At 54.2% G+C, this 22,062-nt stretch carries 20 protein-coding genes and 1 pseudogene; 14 read left to right on the top strand and 7 right to left on the bottom strand.

The genetic code is table 11. The annotated features are described in order from the left end of the window. The 10 genes and pseudogenes from dnaA (at position 1) to IF103_RS00045 (ending at position 12,840) form a co-directional block, all read left to right on the top strand. A complete protein-coding gene (dnaA, locus tag IF103_RS00005) occupies positions 1-1,533 on the top strand; it encodes a chromosomal replication initiator protein DnaA (protein ID WP_023377927.1) in 1,533 nt (510 codons plus the stop codon). A 40-nt stretch (positions 1,534-1,573) separates the two neighbouring features. Continuing rightward, positions 1,574-2,677: a DNA polymerase III subunit beta gene (gene dnaN, locus IF103_RS00010; RefSeq protein ID WP_023377928.1), complete on the top strand. Its 1,104-nt coding sequence runs from the start codon at positions 1,574-1,576 to the stop codon at positions 2,675-2,677. Between the two features lie 14 nt (positions 2,678-2,691). Then, entirely contained in the window at positions 2,692-3,795 is a 1,104-nt protein-coding gene (gene recF / locus IF103_RS00015; protein WP_202675766.1) for a DNA replication/repair protein RecF, read from the top strand. A 4-nt stretch (positions 3,796-3,799) separates the two neighbouring features. Then, a complete protein-coding gene (gene gyrB, locus IF103_RS00020; RefSeq protein ID WP_023377930.1) occupies positions 3,800-6,220 on the top strand; it encodes a DNA topoisomerase (ATP-hydrolyzing) subunit B in 2,421 nt (806 codons plus the stop codon). An 824-nt stretch (positions 6,221-7,044) separates the two neighbouring features. Continuing rightward, on the top strand, positions 7,045-7,683 hold the full coding sequence (locus tag IF103_RS00025) for a TnsA endonuclease N-terminal domain-containing protein (RefSeq protein ID WP_202675767.1): 639 nt from the start codon (positions 7,045-7,047) through the stop codon (positions 7,681-7,683). Then, on the top strand, positions 7,664-9,625 hold the full coding sequence (locus tag IF103_RS00030; protein ID WP_202675768.1) for a TnsB C-terminal domain-containing protein: 1,962 nt from the start codon (positions 7,664-7,666) through the stop codon (positions 9,623-9,625). Before IF103_RS00025 ends, IF103_RS00030 begins: the two co-directional genes overlap by 20 nt. Beyond that, complete coding sequence (locus IF103_RS00035) at positions 9,622-10,557, top strand: TniB family NTP-binding protein (RefSeq protein WP_202675769.1); 936 nt, start codon at positions 9,622-9,624, stop codon at positions 10,555-10,557. The genes IF103_RS00030 and IF103_RS00035 overlap by 4 nt, the downstream gene beginning before the upstream one ends. Positions 10,558-10,654: 97 nt before the next feature. After that, a pseudogene (locus IF103_RS25165) lies at positions 10,655-10,921 on the top strand (hypothetical protein); the annotation flags it as partial. A gap of 402 nt (positions 10,922-11,323) precedes the next feature. Further along, positions 11,324-12,514, top strand: a complete 1,191-nt coding sequence (locus tag IF103_RS24835) for a hypothetical protein (RefSeq protein ID WP_252189425.1) — start codon at positions 11,324-11,326, stop codon at positions 12,512-12,514. A gap of 137 nt (positions 12,515-12,651) precedes the next feature. Then, positions 12,652-12,840: a hypothetical protein gene (locus IF103_RS00045; RefSeq protein WP_202675771.1), complete on the top strand. Its 189-nt coding sequence runs from the start codon at positions 12,652-12,654 to the stop codon at positions 12,838-12,840. Between the two features lie 605 nt (positions 12,841-13,445). Here the strand turns inward: IF103_RS00045 and IF103_RS00050 are convergent. Genes IF103_RS00050 through IF103_RS00060 form a run of 3 tightly spaced genes read right to left on the bottom strand, consistent with a single transcriptional unit; the run spans position 13,446 to position 15,838 of the window. Beyond that, positions 13,446-14,309 (bottom strand): hypothetical protein, encoded by an 864-nt coding sequence (locus IF103_RS00050; protein WP_202675772.1) that lies wholly within the window; start codon positions 14,307-14,309, stop codon positions 13,446-13,448. An 11-nt stretch (positions 14,310-14,320) separates the two neighbouring features. Beyond that, positions 14,321-15,001, bottom strand: a complete 681-nt coding sequence (locus IF103_RS00055; RefSeq protein ID WP_202675773.1) for a Cro/Cl family transcriptional regulator — start codon at positions 14,999-15,001, stop codon at positions 14,321-14,323. Positions 15,002-15,004: 3 nt separating this feature from the next. Beyond that, positions 15,005-15,838 (bottom strand): TIGR04255 family protein, encoded by an 834-nt coding sequence (locus tag IF103_RS00060; RefSeq protein ID WP_202675774.1) that lies wholly within the window; start codon positions 15,836-15,838, stop codon positions 15,005-15,007. Positions 15,839-16,060: 222 nt separating this feature from the next. Here IF103_RS00060 and IF103_RS00065 point away from each other — a divergent pair, with 222 nt between their 5' ends. Beyond that, complete coding sequence (locus IF103_RS00065) at positions 16,061-16,975, top strand: hypothetical protein (RefSeq protein ID WP_202675775.1); 915 nt, start codon at positions 16,061-16,063, stop codon at positions 16,973-16,975. Positions 16,976-17,049: 74 nt separating this feature from the next. On the opposite strand, the gene IF103_RS00070 is transcribed toward IF103_RS00065, so the two are convergent. Next, complete coding sequence (locus IF103_RS00070; protein WP_202675776.1) at positions 17,050-17,541, bottom strand: LysR substrate-binding domain-containing protein; 492 nt, start codon at positions 17,539-17,541, stop codon at positions 17,050-17,052. Then, positions 17,453-17,761 (bottom strand): LysR substrate-binding domain-containing protein, encoded by a 309-nt coding sequence (locus tag IF103_RS25170; protein WP_353843716.1) that lies wholly within the window; start codon positions 17,759-17,761, stop codon positions 17,453-17,455. Before IF103_RS25170 ends, IF103_RS00070 begins: the two co-directional genes overlap by 89 nt. A 460-nt stretch (positions 17,762-18,221) precedes the next feature. Here IF103_RS25170 and IF103_RS00080 point away from each other — a divergent pair, with 460 nt between their 5' ends. From IF103_RS00080 to IF103_RS00090, 3 genes are all read left to right on the top strand, one after another. Beyond that, complete coding sequence (locus IF103_RS00080) at positions 18,222-18,578, top strand: histone-like nucleoid-structuring protein, MvaT/MvaU family (protein WP_202675778.1); 357 nt, start codon at positions 18,222-18,224, stop codon at positions 18,576-18,578. A 663-nt stretch (positions 18,579-19,241) separates the two neighbouring features. After that, complete coding sequence (locus tag IF103_RS00085) at positions 19,242-20,165, top strand: hypothetical protein (RefSeq protein WP_202675779.1); 924 nt, start codon at positions 19,242-19,244, stop codon at positions 20,163-20,165. A 762-nt stretch (positions 20,166-20,927) separates the two neighbouring features. After that, entirely contained in the window at positions 20,928-21,137 is a 210-nt protein-coding gene (locus tag IF103_RS00090; RefSeq protein ID WP_202675780.1) for a hypothetical protein, read from the top strand. 73 nt (positions 21,138-21,210) lie between these two features. Here IF103_RS00090 and IF103_RS25095 read toward each other — a convergent pair whose 3' ends face one another. Continuing rightward, positions 21,211-21,339 carry a hypothetical protein gene (locus IF103_RS25095; protein ID WP_003253468.1) on the bottom strand — a complete coding sequence of 43 codons (129 nt, stop codon included), beginning with the start codon at positions 21,337-21,339 and terminating at the stop codon, positions 21,211-21,213. Between the two features lie 130 nt (positions 21,340-21,469). After that, positions 21,470-22,012 carry a hypothetical protein gene (locus IF103_RS00095; RefSeq protein WP_202675781.1) on the bottom strand — a complete coding sequence of 181 codons (543 nt, stop codon included), beginning with the start codon at positions 22,010-22,012 and terminating at the stop codon, positions 21,470-21,472. Between the last annotated feature and the right edge of the window lie 50 nt (positions 22,013-22,062).

Genomic DNA, 22,062 nt, shown 5'->3' on the forward strand with positions numbered 1-22,062 from the left:
GTGTCAGTGGAACTTTGGCAGCAGTGCGTAGAGCTTTTGCGCGATGAACTGCCTGCCCAGCAATTCAACACCTGGATCCGTCCGCTACAGGTCGAAGCCGAAGGCGACGAGTTGCGCGTCTATGCGCCTAACCGTTTCGTTCTCGATTGGGTCAATGAAAAGTACCTGGGCCGCCTGCTCGAACTCCTGGGTGAGCAAGGCAACGGTATTGCGCCTGCCCTTTCCTTATTAATAGGCAGCCGTCGCAGCTCCGCCCCCCGGGCTGCGCCTAACGCACCTGTCAGTGCCGCCGTTGCCGCGTCCATCGCGCAGAACCATGCGCAACAGTCAGCACCGGTTGCTCCCATTGCCGAACCGATCAGCGCAACCGTGGTTGAATCGGTCGCGGTCAATGAACTGGCTGAGTCGTCCTCACGTGACACTTACGACGGAATGGGTGACGCGTCGCCAGCACCGGCAGCGGCAGGTCGAACCGAGCAACGTACCGTCCAGGTCGAAGGTGCGCTCAAGCACACCAGCTATCTGAACCGCACCTTTACCTTCGAAACCTTTGTCGAAGGTAAGTCCAACCAATTGGCCCGCGCAGCTGCCTGGCAGGTCGCGGACAATCCCAAGCATGGCTACAACCCTCTCTTCCTTTATGGGGGCGTGGGTTTGGGTAAGACCCACCTCATGCACGCTGTGGGTAACCACCTGTTGAAGAAGAATCCGAATGCCAAGGTCGTCTACCTGCATTCCGAGCGGTTCGTCGCCGACATGGTCAAGGCGTTGCAGCTGAACGCCATCAACGAGTTCAAGCGCTTCTACCGGTCGGTGGACGCACTGCTCATCGATGACATCCAGTTCTTTGCCCGCAAGGAGCGATCTCAAGAGGAGTTTTTCCACACCTTCAACGCTCTGCTTGAAGGCGGCCAGCAGGTGATTCTGACCAGCGACCGTTACCCCAAGGAGATCGAGGGCCTGGAAGAACGCTTGAAGTCGCGCTTCGGTTGGGGGCTGACCGTGGCGGTCGAGCCGCCGGAGCTTGAAACACGCGTGGCCATCTTGATGAAGAAGGCCGACCAGGCGAAGGTCGAGCTGCCACACGATGCAGCTTTCTTCATTGCCCAGCGTATCCGCTCCAACGTGCGTGAACTCGAAGGTGCCCTCAAGCGTGTGATCGCTCACTCGCACTTCATGGGTCGCGACATCACCATCGAACTGATTCGCGAGTCGCTGAAAGACCTGCTGGCGCTGCAGGACAAGCTGGTCAGTGTGGATAACATTCAGCGTACCGTTGCCGAGTACTACAAGATCAAGATCGCCGATTTGTTGTCCAAACGCCGATCGCGCTCTGTTGCACGTCCGCGTCAGGTGGCCATGGCCTTGTCCAAGGAGCTGACCAATCACAGTCTGCCGGAAATCGGCGATATGTTTGGTGGCCGGGACCATACCACCGTGTTGCACGCCTGCCGCAAGATCAACGAATTGAAGGAATCCGACGCGGACATCCGCGAGGACTACAAGAACCTGCTGCGGACGCTGACGACCTGATGGCCGTCAGCGCAGCTATTTGAAGGCAAGGGACTAGACCATGCATTTCACCATTCAACGCGAAGCCCTGTTGAAACCCCTGCAACTGGTCGCCGGTGTCGTCGAGCGCCGTCAGACCTTGCCGGTCCTGTCCAACGTTCTGCTGGTCGTGCAAGGCCAGCAGCTTTCGTTGACGGGTACCGACCTGGAAGTCGAACTGGTAGGCCGCGTGCAACTGGAAGACTCGGCTGAGCCTGGCGAAATCACTGTTCCAGCGCGCAAGCTGATGGACATTTGCAAAAGCCTGCCGAACGACGCCCTGATCGATATCAAAGTCGACGAACAGAAACTGTTGGTAAAGGCCGGCCGCAGCCGCTTCACCCTGTCGACCCTGCCGGCCAACGACTTCCCGACCGTGGAAGAGGGCCCAGGCTCGCTGACCTGCAACCTGGAGCAAAGCAAGCTGCGCCGCCTGATCGAGCGCACCAGTTTCGCCATGGCTCAGCAGGATGTGCGCTACTACCTCAACGGTATGCTGCTGGAGGTATCCAGCGGTACGCTGCGTGCTGTCGCGACCGATGGCCACCGTCTGGCGATGTGCGCGATGAGTGCACCGATCGAACAGGCCGACCGCCACCAGGTGATCGTGCCACGCAAGGGTATCCTTGAGCTGGCGCGTTTGCTGACCGAGCCGGAAGGCATGGTCAGCATCGTCCTCGGTCAGCACCACATCCGTGCGACGACCGGCGAGTTCACCTTCACCTCCAAGCTGGTCGACGGCAAGTTCCCTGACTACGAACGCGTCCTGCCCAAGGGGGGGGACAAGTTGGTTATCGGCGATCGCCAGGCGCTGCGTGAAGCGTTCAGCCGTACTGCGATCTTGTCCAACGAGAAGTACCGCGGTATTCGCCTGCAACTGGCCGCTGGCCAACTGAAGATTCAGGCCAACAACCCTGAGCAGGAAGAAGCTGAAGAAGAAATCAGCGTCGACTACGACGGCAGCTCGCTGGAAATCGGTTTCAACGTCAGCTACCTGCTGGACGTGCTGGGTGTGATGACGACTGAACAGGTCCGCCTGATTCTGTCCGACTCCAACAGCAGTGCCCTGCTGCAGGAAGCCGGCAATGACGACTCGTCCTACGTTGTCATGCCGATGCGTCTGTAAACGTAGCAGGCCCAATGTCCCTTCGACGTATCATGGTCACCGCGGTGCGCAACCTGCACCCGGTGACCCTCTCACCTTCCCCACGCATCAATATCCTTTACGGCACCAACGGCAGCGGCAAAACCAGCGTGCTTGAAGCCGTGCATTTGCTTGGACTGGCGCGCTCGTTTCGTAGTACCCGGCTCAACCCGGTCATCCAGTACGAACAGCCCACTTGCACGGTGTTTGGCGAAGTCGAGCTGACGGAAGGTGGCACCAGTAACCTGGGGATATCCCGTGATCGGCACGGGGAGTTCACCATTCGCATCGATGGGCAGAATGCCAAGAGTACGGCTCAGCTTGCCGAGCTCTTGCCACTGCAATTGATCAACCCCGACAGTTTTAGGCTGCTCGAAGGTGCTCCGAAGATCCGCCGGCAGTTTCTGGACTGGGGCGTGTTTCACGTGGAACCACGCTTCATGACAGCTTGGCAGCGTCTGCAGAAGGCGCTGCGGCAGCGGAACTCATGGTTGCGTCATGGTACACTTGACGCAGCTTCGCAAGCCGCCTGGGACCGGGAAATGTGCCTGGCCAGCGCGGAAATAGATGAATACCGTCGCAACTACATCAAGGCCTTGAAGCCTGTCTTCGAGCGAACCCTGAGCGAACTGGTCGAGCTGGACGGGTTAACCCTGAGCTACTACCGAGGCTGGGACAAAGACCGCGAACTCAATGAAGTTCTCGCTTCTTCTCTTCTTCGAGATCAGCAAATGGGCCATACCCAGGCCGGCCCACAACGTGCTGATCTGCGTCTGCGATTGGCTGCCAACAACGCGGCCGACATTTTGTCGCGGGGGCAACAGAAGCTTGTGGTGTGCGCATTGCGCATAGCACAAGGCCATCTCGTGAGTCAGGCTCGCCGCGGTCACTGTATTTATCTCGTGGATGACTTGCCATCCGAGCTGGATGAGCAGCATCGCCGCGCGCTATGCCGCTTGCTTGAAGAATTACGCTGCCAGGTGTTCATCACCTGTGTAGATCACGAATTACTGAGGGAAGGCTGGCAGACGGAAACGCCAGTTGCTTTGTTCCACGTGGAACAAGGCCGTATCACCCAGACCCACGACCATCGGGAGTGAAGGCATGAGCGAAAATCAAACGTACGACTCCTCCAGCATCAAGGTGCTGAAAGGTTTGGATGCCGTGCGCAAGCGTCCCGGCATGTACATTGGCGACACCGATGATGGTAGCGGCCTGCACCACATGGTCTTCGAGGTGGTCGACAACTCGATCGACGAAGCCCTCGCCGGTCACTGCGATGACATCACCGTCATCATTCACCCGGATGAATCCATCAGTGTGCGCGACAACGGTCGCGGCATTCCGGTTGACGTGCATAAAGAAGAAGGCGTTTCGGCAGCCGAGGTCATCATGACCGTGCTGCACGCTGGCGGTAAGTTCGACGACAACTCGTACAAGGTGTCTGGTGGTCTGCACGGTGTAGGCGTTTCCGTGGTGAACGCCCTTTCCGAGAAACTGGTCCTGACCGTACGCCGTAGTGGCAAGATCTGGGAACAGACGTACGTCCACGGTGTTCCACAAGCGCCGATGGCGGTTGTCGGTGAGAGTGAGTCCACGGGTACCCACATTCACTTCAAGCCATCTGCCGAGACCTTCAAGAATATCCATTTCAGCTGGGACATCCTGGCCAAGCGGATTCGTGAACTGTCCTTCCTGAACTCCGGGGTTGGCATCCTGCTCAAGGATGAACGCAGCGGCAAGGAAGAGTTCTTCAAGTACGAAGGTGGCCTGCGGGCTTTCGTCGAGTACCTGAACACCAACAAGACACCGATCAACTCCCAGGTGTTCCACTTCAACGTCCAGCGCGACGATGGCGTGGGTGTCGAAGTGGCGTTGCAGTGGAACGACAGCTTCAACGAAAACCTGCTGTGCTTCACCAACAACATTCCTCAACGCGATGGTGGTACCCACCTGGTGGGCTTCCGCTCTTCGTTGACTCGTAGCCTCAATAGCTACATCGAGCAGGAAGGTCTGGCCAAGAAAAACAAGGTCGCCACCACCGGTGACGATGCCCGCGAAGGTTTGACCGCCATCATTTCGGTCAAGGTACCTGATCCGAAGTTCAGCTCCCAGACCAAGGACAAGCTGGTTTCCTCGGAGGTGAAAACCGCCGTGGAACAGGAGATGAATAAGTACTTCGCCGACTTCTTGCTGGAAAACCCGAACGAGGCCAAGGCCGTTGTCGGCAAGATGATCGACGCCGCCCGTGCTCGTGAAGCCGCGCGTAAAGCCCGTGAGATGACCCGCCGCAAGGGGGCACTGGATATCGCCGGTCTGCCGGGCAAGCTTGCCGACTGCCAGGAAAAGGACCCTGCTCTTTCCGAACTTTACCTGGTGGAGGGTGACTCTGCGGGTGGCTCGGCCAAGCAAGGTCGTAACCGCCGCACCCAGGCGATCTTGCCGCTCAAGGGTAAGATCCTCAACGTCGAGAAAGCGCGCTTCGACAAGATGATCTCGTCCCAGGAAGTGGGCACGCTGATCACCGCGCTGGGCTGCGGTATCGGTCGTGAAGAGTACAACATCGACAAATTGCGTTATCACAACATCATCATCATGACCGATGCTGACGTTGACGGTTCGCACATCCGTACCCTGCTGCTGACGTTCTTCTTCCGTCAGTTGCCGGAGCTGGTCGAGCGCGGTTACATCTATATTGCCCAGCCACCGCTGTACAAGGTTAAGAAAGGCAAGCAGGAGCAGTACATCAAGGACGACGAGGCCATGGAAGAGTACATGACCCAGTCGGCCCTCGAAGATGCCAGTCTGCACCTGGATGAGTCGGCGCCAGCTGTATCCGGTGTACAACTGGAAAACCTGGTGAACGAGTTCCGTGGTGTGATGAAGACGCTCAAGCGCCTGTCGCGGCTGTACCCGGAAGAGCTCACCGAGCACTTCATCTACCTGCCTGAAGTCACGCTTGACCAGTTGGCTGATCATGCAGTCATGCAGGGATGGCTGGCGAAGTTCCAGGAGCGCCTGAACAACAGTCAGAAGTCTGGTCTGGTGTACAAGGCCAGCCTGCGCGAGGACAAAGAGCGCAACCTCTGGCTGCCGGAAGTTGAAATCACTTCCCACGGCTTGGCCAGCTATGTCACGTTCAACCGCGACTTCTTTGGCAGCAACGACTACCGTTCGATCGTCGTCTTGGGTGGCAATCTGTCTACCCTGCTCGGCGAAGGTGCCTATGTACAGCGTGGTGAACGCCGCAAGGCAGTCAGCGAGTTCAAGGAAGCGCTGGACTGGCTGATGAACGAAAGCACCAAGCGTCATACCATCCAGCGATACAAAGGTCTGGGTGAGATGAACCCTGAGCAGCTGTGGGAGACCACCATGGACCCCACCGTGCGCCGTATGCTCAAGGTCACCATCGAAGACGCGATTGCTGCTGACCAGCTGTTCAATACCTTGATGGGCGACGCGGTTGAGCCACGTCGTGACTTCATTGAAAGCAATGCGCTGTCGGTGTCGAACCTCGACTTCTGATCCGTTGCTGTAGGTTCACAGAAAAGCTGCACGTTTTCACAAATAGATGACTGGCCCGGCCAAAAGCCTGGTCTCCGCCGGTCACCATCAAGCCCGCACTAGCGGGCTTTTTTTTACCTCAAATTCCTGTGTTCACCCTCCTCCCACGGGCTCGTCGCATTCTGGCTGCGTGCGCTTGGCTGGGAAAGGAAGGTCAGGCCGAAGGGCTCGGCCAAAGGATCTGGATGGGAGTCGCGAATCCATCAAGGTTTAAAAAAGCGGCGAAACATATACAACAGTTATTTAAATCTACTTGTATTAATTTAATACGGATAACAGAGAACTATAAGAAATTCCAAATTTGCTAGTTGGATTAAATGTAGATTTCAATGGAGTGTTGGAATAAGATCTATGACCGTATTTTTTGGCTTCCCGATTGGATGTTTACGCCAATCAGACAGTTGAAGCTAGAATCTAAGATCAAGTCGAAGGTGCTGGCGCAGTGACAAGCGTCTTGCTTAGAAAGAAAGAGATCAAGCCATCCTCTGGAAATTCTGATTAGTCATGAAATCCAGACCGTTCCAGTAGAAAAAGGAGGCCCAAATGTAGAAAAACGCGACCAAAACCGAGAGGTTCTGACCGCGCTTAGCGAAGCGGACTTGCGACGTGAGAAACCGCAATGTCTGCTTTTTCGAAGCCCCTGTCAATCCTCTCCCCTCTTTTCGACCTTAGCGAGGCCACTCGACGGCACAGTGTTGCCTGTTGAAAGGCCTCCCCGCGCCTGCCCTGTGCCTTTGCTTTTGGCGCAGCAGCTGCGCTCGTTTCGAGATTTTCGGAGGTGTTTCATGACGGTGAGAAAGGTAGTCACGCGTCGGTCCAACCACTACCGCGGATATTTTCCATCGCTAAAAAATAAGAAGCCTGTGCCTTGGGAATCCCAGCTAGAAGGTGCTTTTTTTCGGATTCTTGAGCTGTCGCCAGCGGTCATCAGCTACGTCGTCCAGCCTAGTGAGGAGCGTATTCCTTCAGCGCAGGGGTATTTCAAGTACTACCCGGACGTACGGGTTTTCCTCGCGGATGGCCGGGATTGGTGGTTTGAAGTGAAGCCGTACGACCGCCTGAATATAGCCAGAGTGAGAGACAGGCTGGAAGCAGTTGAGCGCTATTTCATCTCCACCGGCCGTAGCTTTTCGGTCGTTACTGACAAGTTAATTGAAGAAGAGCCGCTTGCAAGCAACCTCCTTCGATTGATGTCCCACCGGCGTGGTCCGGTGCCTTCGGATGAGAAGCTTGAGGAGATGTTCACAGTCCTCAATGAACTGGCCCCCAGGACGGTTTCCGATCTTTTGTTAGCTGTGGGTGAGACGCCGGCTTGGCGTCTTCTTGGGTTGGGCATTGTGGGTATTGAACTCACGAGGCCGCTCGACAATGGCTCCCCAATCTTCCTTAAGGGAGGGCACCGCCATGCAGACCTTTTCCCTTAAAGCGAAATTGGTCGTCATTGTGCGTGGCGTTCTAATGGTCCTGGAAAAGAGGCTTATTGACCGGAGGTTGCTCTTTTTCGATGAGCTTGGCGAACCCACGAAGCTGTCCGAGAAAGAGTTTTATGAGGGCTACGAGAAGCGTGAGATTGAGGTCTCCGCTGATCAGCCTTACCTCGGGAAGGTTCCGTATGTCCGGAACATCCCTCCAGACATTTCATGCTTCCCCCAAAAACACGGGGATGAGGCGATGCGCCGCCGCAAATATCTGGATGCCTTAACTGGGCGCGGAAATAACAAGCTGCCGAGTGAAGATGAGATGATTGAACATATCAAAGAAATCGCTCAGAAAATTGGAGATGCCTGCGCACCTTCTATATCAACCATTCGACGTTGGGCCTCAAAATACATAGGCACTAATCTCATAAAGCTTATCCCTCACCACGCCAAAAAGGGGCGGGCTCCTGCGATCCAAGGGGAGCTTAAGGATATTCTCGATGGTGTGATCAACGATTATTACCTTAAGAAAGAGCTGCCGAAGGTTAGTAAGGTCCTTGCTGAGTTCAAATCCGAAGTAGAAAAGAAAAATCTGTCTCGCTTGCCTTCGGATCAGCTCAAGATGCCATGTGGAATGACCCTCCGGAGGTACCTCGCACGGCTGGACCCATACCTGGTTGATGAAGCCAGGCTAGGGAAGCATGCTGCCAAGCAAAAGCACCGTACGGCAATAGGTATGCTGCGCGTCCATGAGATTCTGGAGCGGTGGGAGATAGATCACACACAGTTAGACGTGCAGCTGGTGGATGAAACCACCGGGCTTTGCATCGGACGCCCCTACCTGACGATTGTCATGGACCGATTCTCCCGAATGGTGATGGGCTATCTGCTTCACCTCTCGGCTCCGAACACAGAGACCGTTCTTCGGGTCATCGAACGCGCTATTCGTCCCAAAGCCGAGTTGCTAACGCGCTTTCCCAAAGTTCGGAATGAATGGTGGGCCCGAGGCTTACCCACCCGGATCGTTCCGGACAACGCAGCGGAATTTCACGCTGGTGATCTCATCATGGGGTTCAACGAGCTAGGTATTGAGATTATGTACCCCGCTTCTAGGGCTCCTCAGAAGAAAGGAGCGGTAGAGCGCTTTTTCAGTACCCAGAACCTAGGGCTGATTCATAACCTGCCTGGAACCACGTTCTCGAATGTCCAAAAACGCGGAGACTACGACTCCGAAAAGAATGCCTGCTTCACGCTGCCCCAGTTAGAAGCGGTGTTGGTGAAATGGATCGTGGATGGGTATCACCAGACGCCGCACCGCGGACTAGACTTGCGGACTCCCGCCGAGGTTTGGGCGATCAGCGAGGCGAGTCACGTTATCTCTCTCCCCGTCGATCTTGATTCCTTGGAATGCATCCTGGCCAAGCGCAGCTCGGTGAAGGTTCATCATTATGGAATCGAGGTTGGGAAATTGTTCTATCACTCTACGGAGCTTGCTGAACTGCGCATGCGCCTGGCAGAGGGTGAGAAGGTCAATGTTCGATACCGGGACGAAGCCGGGCATATTTGGGTTCACGATCGCTTCAGGAACTTGTACTTCCAGGTAGCGGCGAAAGATGAGCGCATGGTCGGCAAGAGTCGGGAGCTTTGGAAGGCAGCAGAAAAAGCGCTCCGGGAAAAAAACGGTGAGCAGCCCAGCTTCGAGGCCACCCACCAGTGCTACCAAGAAATCATGGTGGATGCAGAAGAGGCTCGCCGTTCGCAGAAGCTCAGACAGCGACGCGAAGCTGCCCGGGCGAAGATTGATAAGGAAGGTCGTATGAGCGAGGTCATACCTCTTCCTAAAGTAGTCGGCGAAATGGTATGGACCGACGATTCGATTCCTCAGATACCGCCGGACGATGCTTTCAAAGTTTCGTACCGCCCGCCTGCCGGGGGTAATAAGTCATGAACGCCACGGAGTCGCAAGAACTCACCTTCTCGCTACGACATCGGTTTATCCACAGCCCTCAGGCGGTACGAGCGTTGACCCGTCTCAGTGAGGTTCACAGGGATAGTCGCCGCACGGGTGCAAGTAACGGGTTGCTCATCAAAGGGCCCAGTGGCGTGGGTAAAAGCACATTGATCTTGGAGTACATCCGGTCTTTGGAAGAAATCGGCAGCGTTGACGATGGGAAAAGGACTGTCTTGTTTGTTGAGATACCTTCGTCTCCCACCAAGAAGAATCTGGCGGCAGCCATGCTGACAGCGCTGAAGGATCCATTCGCAACTGCGCGGGGACATTCAGCTGAGGTGAAATTCGCCCGTGTGGTCCTTCTCTTGAAGAACCTCGGTGTAGAGGTGGTGGCTCTCGATGAGGTACAGCACTTGGTCGACTATCGCCGCAACGGAGCCTATGAGGCAGCAGACTGGATCAAGAGCTTGATGAATGAAACCAGTATCACGTTCGTTCTGCTTGGTTTGAAGCGTACCGAGGGGCTGCTGACTGCGAACGAGCAACTGCGTCGCCGATTCTCCGCCACGGTGGATTATGACCGCTTCACCTTGACTGCTAAATCCTCAGTCCATTTCGTCATGCTGCTTCGGGCAATCCAGGGTGAACTGCCAGTTCAGACTGTAAGCTTCACTGAGGCCACGATGATCAAGCGTTTCCACTTAGCCTCGTATGGCTTGATTGACTACCTGATGAAAATCGTGGATCGAGCCGTTTGGCTTGTGCACTACAGAGGCCTTGCTGGCATTGAGCTGCCAGTACTAGCAGAGGCCTTCGAGGACGAGGTGTGGAGCAATTCCACTGATGAGCGAAACCCCTTCAGTGCGACCTTCAATTTCCAGCCGCTGATTGGGAAGTACGAGCCGTTTGAGAAGTTCGAGGAGTTCTAGTGCTAACGGCGAGGGCTGGGTCACACCCAGCCCTACTCTTCTGTTGGTTTGTCTTCGTTTTCATGGATGTTTAGGAATGTTTGGTCTTCTAATAAAAATGCGGCCTCATCACGACGAAAGCCTTTCTGGCTATTTGCAAAGGCTCGCCAGGGCTAACGGATTAACAGGAACGGACGCGCTCAAGGCGTTCAAGCGGTCCGCCGACCCGGACGTTGAAGCGTGGATCGGCCGCTTCGATTCGCCTTGTAGTTGGTATGAGGCTGCGGTCGAGCTTCGCTCACCCACTAATAGGTGCTTCAAAACGTGGTCAACGCGCAGCGTCAAGTTTTGTACGCAGTGCTTGGCTGAAATAGGCTATTGGCGGGAAACCTGGGAAATCACTTTGGTGACCTCTTGTACCAAGCATAGAACTGAGCTGGTAGACAGATGCCCGAATTGCAGTGCGAAAACCTGCCATAGCTCGATGCTCGATAACAGCTGCAAATCGTGCGGATTGTCTCTTGCTGGCCAGAACTCAAAAGGAAGCTCTAGTCTCGCCAGTGAACCGTGCCAATGGTTGTCCTTGGCTTTGGAGACTGCACTCCATTCACTTTCCAAGCCAACAGCTGCTGGAGTGAGGGGACTGTCTTATATGGACCTGCACGAGTTGGCCGGGCGTTTGGGGGTGCGAAGCACGAGAGCTGAGACACTTATGCAGCTAAGGCTACCGGAAGCTGCTTCGGTGAGTGTTTCTAGAAAGTTGGCAGATGCTGCAGCCAGGATCCTCATGGAGTGGCCGACAGCTTTCCGGCAGCTGCTCAGTGATTTAAAGGCTACCTATTCCAATAGCGACGACTGGAAATTGACCAACGCGTTTGGGCCGATTTATCGCGATATCCATCATGATCTGAATGCACAGTGTTTCAGCTTTGTCCGGGACGAATTCGAGTCCTACCTCTTGGAGGAATGGGTGGCGCCGTTAGCGAATCGAAATCGCTATCTCAGCCACCAAGCCGTGGAGAATCATCTCTGGGTACCTGTTCAAGTTGGTGCCAAAGCGACAGGGCTCACGAGAGCCGCGGTTGTGACCCTGTGCCAGCGCGGGCTCATTGACCACCGGGAGGTGCAGAGAGGTTCTCGGTTACTGAGGGTCGTTCATCTAGGCCAACTACAGGAGGCGTCGTCTCACCGACAATCAGCTGTTACGTTGGAGGGTGCTTCTAAGATCCTAAATCTCAGTGGGACCCGCGTTCGCCAACTCCTGTCGGCTGGCCTTCTCGAATTCTTCGGAGAGCACAAGGTGGGCCGTAGCCCGTGGCTGATAGCTAGAGATTCGCTCACTGAATTGGTGTCGAGTGAGGTACGCCAGGCTTCAGGATCGGGGTTGGTAACGATCAGCTTTGTTGCCAAGCATTACTTGCCTGCAGGCGGTGGCCTCGTTGAGTTGATTCAGGCAATCAAAACTGGCGCTTTGCAGGCCTATCGATGCGATCAGGATGAGCCTGCAGCGTTGGGCGCTTGGTTGATGAGGCCTACCGATCTAACATCCTGGATGGAGGAGCGATTCCAAGGGAGCAATCTGGAGTTTTCAGGATTGTCGGTCCCCAAGGCGGCAGTGATACTGGGGATTAAGGAAGAGGTTGCCTACGCTTGTGTGCGATTGGGCCTGCTTGAAAGCATCTCTACGAAAATTGGCCGGTGCACCCAGCAACGGATAGCGCCCAAGGCGATCGAAACATTCAGGCGCAAGTACATCCTGGGACCAGAGATTGCGACTTACTTGGGCATGTCGCCGAGGGACTCGCTGAGGCATTTATGGGACATTCGATTCAGGCCGGTCGCCGGCCCCACATTGGTCAGTGCTTACTGCCGACAGTACGTGTGGTCGCGAAGCAAAAAATTGCTCGACTACCTCACGTGGAGACTGGCTCACCACAGCGACGCGGAGGCTCTACAGGCATGCGCCGAGTCTGGATAGCCCAAGCTTTGGGAGATGATGTGTAAATGGAGAATCCTCAAGTCCCATTCTGGGACTTGAGCATATTTTCGTAGGGTGGTGGTGGCACGGCCTCAAGAGCTATCTAATGGGTGTCCACTTCTGAAATGGACCTCCAAATGCACAAAGCCTTCGTCACAATTTCAAAGATCACCGTCGCACGCATTCTCAGCGGTGTGGTGCTTCTGTGGATAAATCAAGCGCTACCGAATGCTACTGATCATGCCGTGCCCACTGCGGTAGCGCCTGCCGCGGAGATAAACACAAACCTGGAGCTCTCTGTGAAGCTCTCCATAAAAATGCATTGACGCTAGAACGATCAACCGCTGAATTCGATGCGCAAAAAAGCCCGGTAAGCTGACGCTTACCGGGCTTCTTGTTACATCAGTGAGGCTTGGAAGGTACGTCATCATGCTCAAGGTCGAGCGTACCTTGCTCACCGGCCCCTTCAGGTGGCTTAGCCTTCCGAACTTCATCTACCTCAAAGCAAAACGCGGTTTTACCAACCTCGTGTGCGAAAAGGCGTTTGCCGTTGCGGAGGGTAATGAAGGGCCTGCAAATCATTGTCATACGGGGTCTCCTAATGAGAGAACCCGGAGATACCTGCGGCACTGCAAATGCCGCTAGTCAAGCAGGTGTTGTAAAGAGATAAAGATGTACGTAGAATCTCTTTCCGAGTATGGAAACCTGACCTCCGGGTTTGTTTTCTAATTGTGCTTTGGGGTTCTGCAAAAACACCCATTGCACGGTTCAAAGGGCCTGCCAATGCTGCAAACATTGGTGGGCTTTTTTGTCGATAGAAATAACTATCGGCAATTATAAGTATCCCGTCATATCAATCTGGTGTCAACCCTCTCCTCTCTTTTTTTCGTTGATTTTCAGGCCCTTGCCTGAAAAGCTGACGTGTTCGGGCTCAGTCGTCAAAAATTGGCTGTTCTGGATCTGTGCGCAAGCTCACGTAGTCTGCGTGCCAGCGGGTGAGATTGAGTGATTGCCCATAAGTCAGTGCTTCATCGGAAATCACGTCGATGTCTAGAAGCTCGATCCATTCCCAATCAGTGCCAGCCGCGTTTTTGCAGCGCTTTTCAAATAGCTCTTTTATCGCTTCTGCGGCGCCCAAGGCCGCTTCTTCGGCCGCCTCTGGATCCTCATCCGTTTTGTAGAGAACAGTGATAGAGAGCTCATAGAGGTCATCCGCCCCTTCTCTCGTCCTCTCAATTCCCTGGTCAAGATCAAAAAACACTGCGGGGATGTGGTTGCCTGTTTCCTTGAACAGCTTGGCGAGTCGCTCGGCTACCTTCGTGTCACGCAGCCTGCGATCGAACTCGTCAGGGAACGATGATCGACGATACCTTGCCGCCAACCAGCGTTGGAAGATGCTCCGTTCTTGACCGTTCATAACCCAGTTGCGAGCGGGATCGTACGACACGAAAGCCCTGGAAGGATCCTCATGTTCCTTGAGAATTCGAATCCGCTTGCTGGCATCAAACTCACACTTCAGGTACTGATCTGTACCAGTCAGTTCGATGTGCAGGCGCCTGGCGGTTTTGCAGTGGGTGTAATTCCCATCAAGCTTATCTTCCAGAATTTTGCCCAGGATCAGCTCGACTTCCGGTTCCCCAGGAGCGAGCTGAGCAAGGTCACAGTCGTGCGTAGCAACGACAGCGATGATCGATTCATGGTCATCGCCGTCGAGGGTGATGCCGAGCTGGGTGAGGGTTTTACTATCGACAATGTAACCTTGCCGCCATGGTGTAGTTCGACTCCAGCTCACCATCAACTGCTACCTCATGCTCTGTCTTGCAAGTGCGGCGAGCCGACCGACGCGAGGTCTACAGCAGCTCGGTTTCGAGTTTTCAATCTCGACTCCATGGCCGCGCGTTGTGCGCCTTCTTTTTCAGCCATGGTGATGAGTTTCCCAGCAGCCTCTACACCAGGCATGCCGTCGGCAACAGCTTCAAACAATGACTTCCCGCCAGGGAGTTTTCGCTTGGCGCTTACCTTACCTGCTAAGGGGTGAGCAACTATCCGGTCTGCGGCCGCGGCAAGCTCATAAAGCAAAGCCTGGTTGCCTTCTGAAATGTGTTCGCCGGCTTGCCAGTTATAGATCGCCTGTCTCGAAACGCCGAAGATAGTCGCCAATTCAGTCACCGCTGGCTTCAGGGTGGTGCGTACATATGACAAAGCTTCTGCAGCCGTCCGCGGAGCAACCGCAGGCTCATGCTTGGCAAGTCCTAGGATCGACTCCTTGTATTCCTTGCTGGCTCGGTTCTCACGAGGTTGGGGTTGCGGTGATAGGGTGCCGAGGCAAAGGGCGAAGGCCATAGTCAGGCCATAACCCCAGGCCAGCGCAGTACTGCCTGTAGGGCGCTTGACCTTCTCCCGCTCACATTCCAGCTGTCGGCTCGCTACTTCGAAGGATCGATTTGCCAAGCCTGGGCTTGGGGACGGGGCGTACATCATGTTCATAGGTTAACTCCATGCTCTCCGTGCGTGGTCCGTCACGGTCGCGTCAAAGAACAACTTAACGAGGTCGTGAAGGTGTTGGAACCTATCTCTAATTTCGGTCGAGTTGTACTTCTGGCGCTCAGCAAAGCTCGCGTCGACGTCAACGGTTGCGTGATGGCCATTTAGGCCTCTGAAGCGCTCACCGACTTTCAGTGGTTCGAGCGACAGATCCGGTGGGAAGCGCAGATCGCTGTTCTGGATGATCACTCGTGAAACAACATGCCCAATGCTGGGGATGCTGGCCGACGATTCGGCAAAGGAATGATTGTAAGTCAGTGGCTGCCCTTCAAACTGGTAGATCTGGCTGAGATCCAGTGATGCCGGTGTGCCCCACAGCTCACGAGCAAGGTATTGCTGCAAGGTTTCCCCTTCTGCGGGAACTATTGCATCGAGGTATCTCAGGCCTAAACGCTCAAAATAAGCGAGGCCTTCGACTGCCTCATCCAGAATGCTCAGCCCTCGTTCCAATTCAGCGTAGAATTCGGGAAAGGTCTCGTATTCGGTGCAGCGAAATGAGAGCGCGCCCGGTTCAAGCAAGAAGCCTTGCGTGCCCTCCAGATTGGAGAATGCATAGCTCTCGATTTGTTGGACGCCTGGTTTGAAAGGCTGCGTGTCATCGCCTCCCGTCACCGCACCAAACGAGAACTGCATCTGCTGAGCGCTTACGAAATCAGGGTAACCAGCTTTGCGCATGCGCTCCTGGATCGCCGGCAGGTAGCTTTTCAGCGACAGCAGGGGGTTGTGACGCACCTGGCCGATGGTGAAGTAGACCGGGGCGTTTGCGTATTTCCTTCCCATCTCAATTACTCAGCTTGACACTTTGATTGACAGTTTACAGCTAGGTTTACACACTAGCAAACGACTGGACACGGTTGCTGCAGCTGAGACCTTTTCGAGCCAGGCCGAGCGATGTCATTTCGCTCGCTAAGCCGCAGCTGCTCTAAGTCGAGGGCTGAGCTAACCGTTCGTCGCCTCTTTTTTATGTGCAAGACCTGCGCAAGGTGCCGATGGGAGAACCACGTGGACCAAGATATGTTGAGAGCCTTACACCTTCTCAGTCAGGGTGAAGCACAGCTTGATGCTCTAATCATGGAGCTGGCAGGCTTAATCCCGGGCGTAGCGAATGGGTTGGCTTGGAAAGCGAAAATTTGGGAAGAGCAGCGCAACTGGCGCAAGGGGCCTAGTGACCCCCATGACTATCAGCTAGCGATCGCTGCGGATTGGTTGAGATCGGCTCGTGAAGGTCGCCTGCAGGCGGAGATGACGAACAATGGCTTATCTGTAACCAAGCTTGATTCCGAGGCTCTCGTGCCTGAGGATTTGGAGGAGATTCTCTTCAAATTGCTCAGTGCGTTGAGCGGCAATTGGTTGATGTACTCCGACCTCAATGCTGCCGTTAAGCGATACCTCGATCTGTCATTGGCGCAGCATAAAAGTGTGCTCGTAGCGGTACTGGAGGACCTCTCAGCAAAACGGTACCTTCGGGCTGATTTCACTCCCAATCATGGGCTTCGGGTGTGCAAAGGACTACGGTTTGATGAATGGAGAGATTTGATGACTAAGCCTGCCTCCCCTTCGGTGATTAACCATTCGTATACCTTCCATGCGAAAGTCGGTGCTGTCCAGACGGGCGCGGGCTCCTTGGCTAACGTGAATCAGGGATCCTCGGAAAACTCCTTTGCGGATCTGAAAATTGCACTTGAAGCCTTGCTGCAGGATGTGAAGTCATCTGACATGCCTCCTTCACGTCGCCAGGAGGCTGCAGATTACATCGGGAAAACAATCCAGGAGATCGACAGTGAAAAGCCGAATAAAGGCTTCATTACTGCCCTCTGCTCCGGTTTAGCGACGACTGTCCAAACCCTCGGCTCGGCTTCTGAAGCCTATGCCGCAGTTGTTGCCGCGTTTGCCGCATTAGGAATTCCCATTGGCTAACGATGGGGGGCTTAATCGGCCCCAGGTAGCTCAAAGCTTGAATTTGCGACTGATTGGTTCATCTCCCCGACCGATTAAGCTGCGAACTCTGAAAGGCGACTCATTGGGACCTGCAGATTTTCGTCTCGCTCAAAACACATCGCCAGATGATCCAGTGTGACTTCCACCCGGGAAGCCAGCAGTCCCCGGTGTGGGTAGTGCATAACCATTTTGTACTCCGCTGGCACATGCTGATCGAAAAGCAGAATCTTCAGCCTGCCGGCATTCATCGCGTCCCAAGCTGGCAGTACCCCCACTTGGGCGATACCTACCCCATCGAGCGCAGCTTCGATCAGTGATCCTGAAGATGAGAGCGTGAGCGAAGCGGTGTGGGCCGGGTCGAAGGTGACCATGGTTCCGTCGTCCAGCTCGAAACTCCAGGGCGCAACGCTGCCACCGAGGAATCGCTGGCCAATCAGTTTGTGAGAAGTCAGGTCCTCAGGCTTCTGCGGAATACCTCTGCGGGCAAGATACTCGGGTGACGCGACCAACACTGACCTGAGAGGACATACCGGTCGAGCAATCAACGCCGAATCTGGAATGTGTCCACCGCGAATCGCGGATGTCGTATCCCCCCTTCACCATATCCACAACTCGATCGTCGAAATCCACCTCCACCGAAAGGTGTGGATAGAGCTCCAGCAATGGTGACAGTGCCGGCAAAACGAACTTATGACCAAACCAGGTGCTGGTGGAAATCCTGACACGCCCTCGCGGCATGCTTTGCTGGGCGGGCACCGAATTCATTGCGATTGGGTGTAAAAGAAGAATGCGCTTACGCGTTTGTTCGGCTTGGCCTGCTTTGGAGCACCAACGTCGAACACGGCAGGCGTACGCAACTGGTGGTTAAGCCCCAAGCGATCGAAAGATTCAGGCGAGGCTATATTTTGGGACCAGAGATCGCTGTGTACCTGGGAAAGTCGACCAAGGAAGCGTTCAAACTCCTTTGGGAGGCTAGGTTTCGCCCCGTTGCTGGACCAACCATACCAAATGCAGCATGCCGGCAGTACGTATGGGTGAGAAGCAAAAAACTGATTGAATACCTAATGGGTGAGGCGATGCAGAGCGACGACCCAGACGCCACCACCCTTTTATCCACGCCGATCGCTCAGCCTCGCGATAGCCGATTCAAGCATGTGGGATCAAGATAGTTAGCAAGCTCTCTTTTTTGGTTGCTAAAATCACCGAACATCATCTGGAGAATCCTATGTCCCGTCTCGCTGAATTTCGCTTACTCGAACAACAGCTCGCAGCCCAACTGGCCGAGCTGGAAGCGCTGAAAAATGACACTTCCCTGAAGCAGGAAATGGAATTTGAAACGAAGCTTCGCGCCCTACTCAACGAGTATGGCTATGGCGTGCGGCAAGTTGTGATGATCCTTGATCCGCAAGCGGTGGCTTCCGCTTCGATTGAACCAAAGGCTCTTCGTAAAGCACGTGTGGTGAAGGTCTACAAGAATCCACACAGCGGTGAGATCGTTGAAACCAAGGGTGGTAATCAGCGCACACTCAAGGCCTGGAAAAACGAGTATGGTGCCGACGTAGTCGAGTCCTGGCTCGCTTAGCTAATAGGGGACAGAGAGCTACTGGCACGAGATAAAACGTGATGCGCCCGAATCACAATTCCCATTTTGGGGCGTGACGAAATTTTCTTGGGGTGGTGGTGACACACAGTTTATGCGCATTAAATAGAGGTCCACTTCAAAAATTGGATGCTCCAGAATGCGTAACGCTCTAGTCGCAATATCTGTGAACACCATCGCAAGCCTCCTGTCCGCCCTGGTGCTTCACTGGCTCACTCCTCCCCCTCCCGACGCAGCCATCCTGCCAATCGCGGCCTCGAGCGCAGTATTGAGAAGCGCAACGTAGCTTCGAAATCTGTACTGCCGCTGGTAGCGGACCCAACTGATCCGATTTGACGTTAATCCCGGTTGAGGGGCATCGGTGGCTCACGGTTGGAAATGCCGGACAAGCGTTACCAACCAATTGAGCCTTCCCGAACCAGCTGGGAATGTCGCTGCAAAAATAGCCCCACGGATCGGGCAGGTCGTACACCTGTACTGCGCATCAGGGGTTAGTTATTTCTGGGGTCACCTAGCTCGGTCAGAGCGTGTTTGAGCTGGGCCTTAAACGATTGGATGACCGCCAAAAGGGTCAGTTAGGCCTACTGCTGCTTACCCTCGCTCGTTACCATCAAGAAACCCTCTATTGAAACGGTTTCAGCAAAGATGGATGTTTATAAGCTTCGCATCGAAGACACAGAAAGCAAGATCATCGACAAGGAAGGTTTCGAGGCTGAGACCTTCCGCAGAGAGCCATGGTACCAGCCCGGAAGCGCAGGCAAGCTAGCTCAGTTTGCTGTATGCCCGGCATGCGACAACCCTGTCCAGCTGGTTGGATTGTATGAATTACCGCCCAACGTGAAGAACCCATTTGGGAAGCATGCTACGAGGAGCATTCGCGGCATCGCTCCATTTGATGGTGATGCTCGTAACGATTGCCCGTACTTCCAGCCTCGCCAGCATAAGAAAACTGAGCGGAAGACCAGGTTTGACGGAGTGCCGCGGAAGCTTCTCAAGCTATTGATCGAACAGTTTGACCGCGTGGTTTACATCTTGGAGAAAGAAACCCACTTGGTCCTCTCCGAGAACGCGTTGAGAGGCATGCTGCAGCGTTACAAAGGGGAGCGCGGCTACCTCTATACAGGTGCGACGCTTCGTAATGTGCCTTGGATCTTTGCTTACATGTCGGACGCCACCCGTCTGTTTGGCCAGAAGGTCAGCGGAAATGCTGAGCTGGTGAAAGCCATTGGCAGTAAGGTGCCAGGGGCGGAAATCAGCAGTGCTGGCCGGCTGGGGTCGAAGAACGTACCCGGTTCGAAGGCGCCATATTTTGATCTCAAAATGAGTTTTATCCGCCATCGAATCGTCAAAGACAGCGAAGCGTCCGGATTGCTAGAGAGCATGGAGTTCGTAGTGTCGCAGCCTCGCAATGGTGAGCTTGAGCACATCCACAAAGAAATCATCAAATTCGACCCGGCTTGGTTTGAATCTCTCATTCGGATGCCCGTTGATCATCCTTATCGCAGAATGGATAGGGTGCAGTGGGCTCGGGAAGAGTTGGGCGATCTGTTGGACCGGCCACAGGCTTGATCATGGGCTCTATGTGAACTGCTTTTCCACTGCCAATTGTGAACTATGTTGAGATAGAGGCCAGCATGATGCCCTGGCCTCTACAGTCCAGGGTGCTGCCAACGTCCCGGGCGTCGGGGGCTCGGGATGTGATTCATCGATTATGTGTGCCGTTTTCCCAACGGCTGGTTATCCCGCAATGTTTGATGATCTTCCCCGCTGCAGATTGGCCAGAGTGAGCGGAAAACTGGGTATGGGTGGGCGGCCTGCTGGAGCTGGGTCACCGCTTGTTAACCACTTTTTTTCACTGTAAACCACAGTGGTTTACAGTGAAAAAAAGTGGTTAACATCGTGGTCACTGGCCCTGATTATCATTCGGCATCATGTGGACAAGCACCATGGCTGTGAAGCGTACATTCATTGGGATGGTCGAAGCAGGCGAGCCGCTGATGCGGCAAGCGCTTCAAGCCATCCGCGAAGCTCAAGCAGCGGAGGTCCTAGGCTCTGTATGAAAAACCTTGATACTCGGTGATGCTGCGTTGAAAACAGCCTCGGAATGCTCATTTACAACCCGTAAAGTCGAGCGCGACCCCGGCCGTTCCTCGGCTGTTTTTGCCTTGCCTGACCTTCGTCTCAAGGCTTTTCATACAGACCCTAGGGTTGGCAAAGCACGAGGTAGAGCGCCTTCAGCTATTGGCGGACTCACTTTATCAGGCCGTCATTGACGTTCAGCTCGTGAACGCCGGTAAGCCACCTTCGATCATTCACTAAGGTGCTTTCGTCATGACACAAAAATTGCCCGTCCTTGATGCTGACCATCAGATGTACACTGATGCGGTCGATGCGATGAAACGGTACCACGAGGCTCAAGCTTCGGCTCGACCTGAACAAGAAATCGAGCGGCTACGCCAAATAGCGGAGTCGCAATTTCGAGCTGTAAACGAGTACCAGCTCAGAGCTATGGGTCGTCATTATTCAAGCTTAATCAACTGAATATTCGAAAATTGCTTCTCTATGACAGAAGTTAGTGCCAAAAGAAAAGCAGCTCCCGAGAGCTGCTTTTTTCTTACTCCCCCTTTTTGTGCTTGTGAGGTTTCAGGTCTGGATGATCTTTCTGCTTTTCAGGCGTAACTCGCTGCCTTTTGTCTGGAGTGCCATCTTCATTGGTGCGCTTAGGACCTGGTTTGATACTCATGCAAAACTTCCTTCTCGCTTCGACTGTTGAATGCAACTATGTAAATAGTCCAGCTTCTTGTGGCTGTCAAGGTAGGGTGGTGCAAAGCGTGACAGATGAGTAGTAGTCTGCTGAATATTAGAAAAAACCGTCATAGCTTAGTGCTTGAGCGCGGTGTTGCCGGTGCGAGCAGAGCCGGATGCATTGTTTTTTGAATGGCACATTGTAGTATGAAGAAGTACATTATTCCTGAGAAAAATACGATTATGGATAGGAAGGCTAGTTCAGAATCTAAAACACCAGAAATGCTATACTGTTTAACTGTGATAGATCCCAGGATGATTCCGGTGCAGTACATGACGCCTGTGAATTGATTTCCTAAAAAACTCAAGATGCCGCTAAAAGCATTATTCGCGCTCAGTAGTACTGCTTTCAGAATTGTCCAGCCGAGAAGTGGTAGAAATGCCTTGATCATGAAGGCGAAGAACATAGATGAAGCAAATAGCTTTATCGGCGTTTCTGCCCACGGCTTGATGGTGCCGTCTACTTCAACGCCGGTATACAGTATGATATTCAGAACTATTGCCATGACGGTGCATATGCCGAGGCGTATCATTTCCCGCTTAAGTGGGGCCATCATTATCACTGCGTGAATCTTGCGTCCGATGAATCGATTTATTCCTTGGGTCGACATTTCTCTTCCTATGCTCTCGTGGATGACGCTGTTGTAACGTTGTAAGAAGG

Source organism: Pseudomonas sp. SK2, from assembly GCF_016772395.1.
Classification (GTDB): Bacteria; Pseudomonadota; Gammaproteobacteria; order Pseudomonadales; family Pseudomonadaceae; genus Aquipseudomonas; species Aquipseudomonas taiwanensis.

Coding starts and splice junctions, on each gene's coding strand:
- recF (WP_202675766.1), top strand. CDS start 2,692: ATGTCCCTTCGACGTATCATGGTCACCGCGGTGCGCAACCTGCACCCG.
- IF103_RS24835 (WP_252189425.1), top strand. CDS start 11,324: ATGGAGTGGCCGACAGCTTTCCGGCAGCTGCTCAGTGATTTAAAGGCT.
- gyrB (WP_023377930.1), top strand. CDS start 3,800: ATGAGCGAAAATCAAACGTACGACTCCTCCAGCATCAAGGTGCTGAAA.
- IF103_RS00030 (WP_202675768.1), top strand. CDS start 7,664: ATGCAGACCTTTTCCCTTAAAGCGAAATTGGTCGTCATTGTGCGTGGC.
- IF103_RS25095 (WP_003253468.1), bottom strand. CDS start 21,339: ATGAGTATCAAACCAGGTCCTAAGCGCACCAATGAAGATGGCACTCCA.
- IF103_RS00050 (WP_202675772.1), bottom strand. CDS start 14,309: ATGGTGAGCTGGAGTCGAACTACACCATGGCGGCAAGGTTACATTGTC.
- IF103_RS00055 (WP_202675773.1), bottom strand. CDS start 15,001: ATGAACATGATGTACGCCCCGTCCCCAAGCCCAGGCTTGGCAAATCGA.
- IF103_RS00085 (WP_202675779.1), top strand. CDS start 19,242: ATGGATGTTTATAAGCTTCGCATCGAAGACACAGAAAGCAAGATCATC.
- IF103_RS00045 (WP_202675771.1), top strand. CDS start 12,652: ATGCACAAAGCCTTCGTCACAATTTCAAAGATCACCGTCGCACGCATT.
- IF103_RS25170 (WP_353843716.1), bottom strand. CDS start 17,761: ATGAATTCGGTGCCCGCCCAGCAAAGCATGCCGCGAGGGCGTGTCAGG.
- IF103_RS00025 (WP_202675767.1), top strand. CDS start 7,045: ATGACGGTGAGAAAGGTAGTCACGCGTCGGTCCAACCACTACCGCGGA.
- dnaN (WP_023377928.1), top strand. CDS start 1,574: ATGCATTTCACCATTCAACGCGAAGCCCTGTTGAAACCCCTGCAACTG.
- IF103_RS00060 (WP_202675774.1), bottom strand. CDS start 15,838: ATGGGAAGGAAATACGCAAACGCCCCGGTCTACTTCACCATCGGCCAG.
- IF103_RS00095 (WP_202675781.1), bottom strand. CDS start 22,012: ATGTCGACCCAAGGAATAAATCGATTCATCGGACGCAAGATTCACGCA.
- IF103_RS00090 (WP_202675780.1), top strand. CDS start 20,928: ATGACACAAAAATTGCCCGTCCTTGATGCTGACCATCAGATGTACACT.
- IF103_RS00080 (WP_202675778.1), top strand. CDS start 18,222: ATGTCCCGTCTCGCTGAATTTCGCTTACTCGAACAACAGCTCGCAGCC.
- IF103_RS00035 (WP_202675769.1), top strand. CDS start 9,622: ATGAACGCCACGGAGTCGCAAGAACTCACCTTCTCGCTACGACATCGG.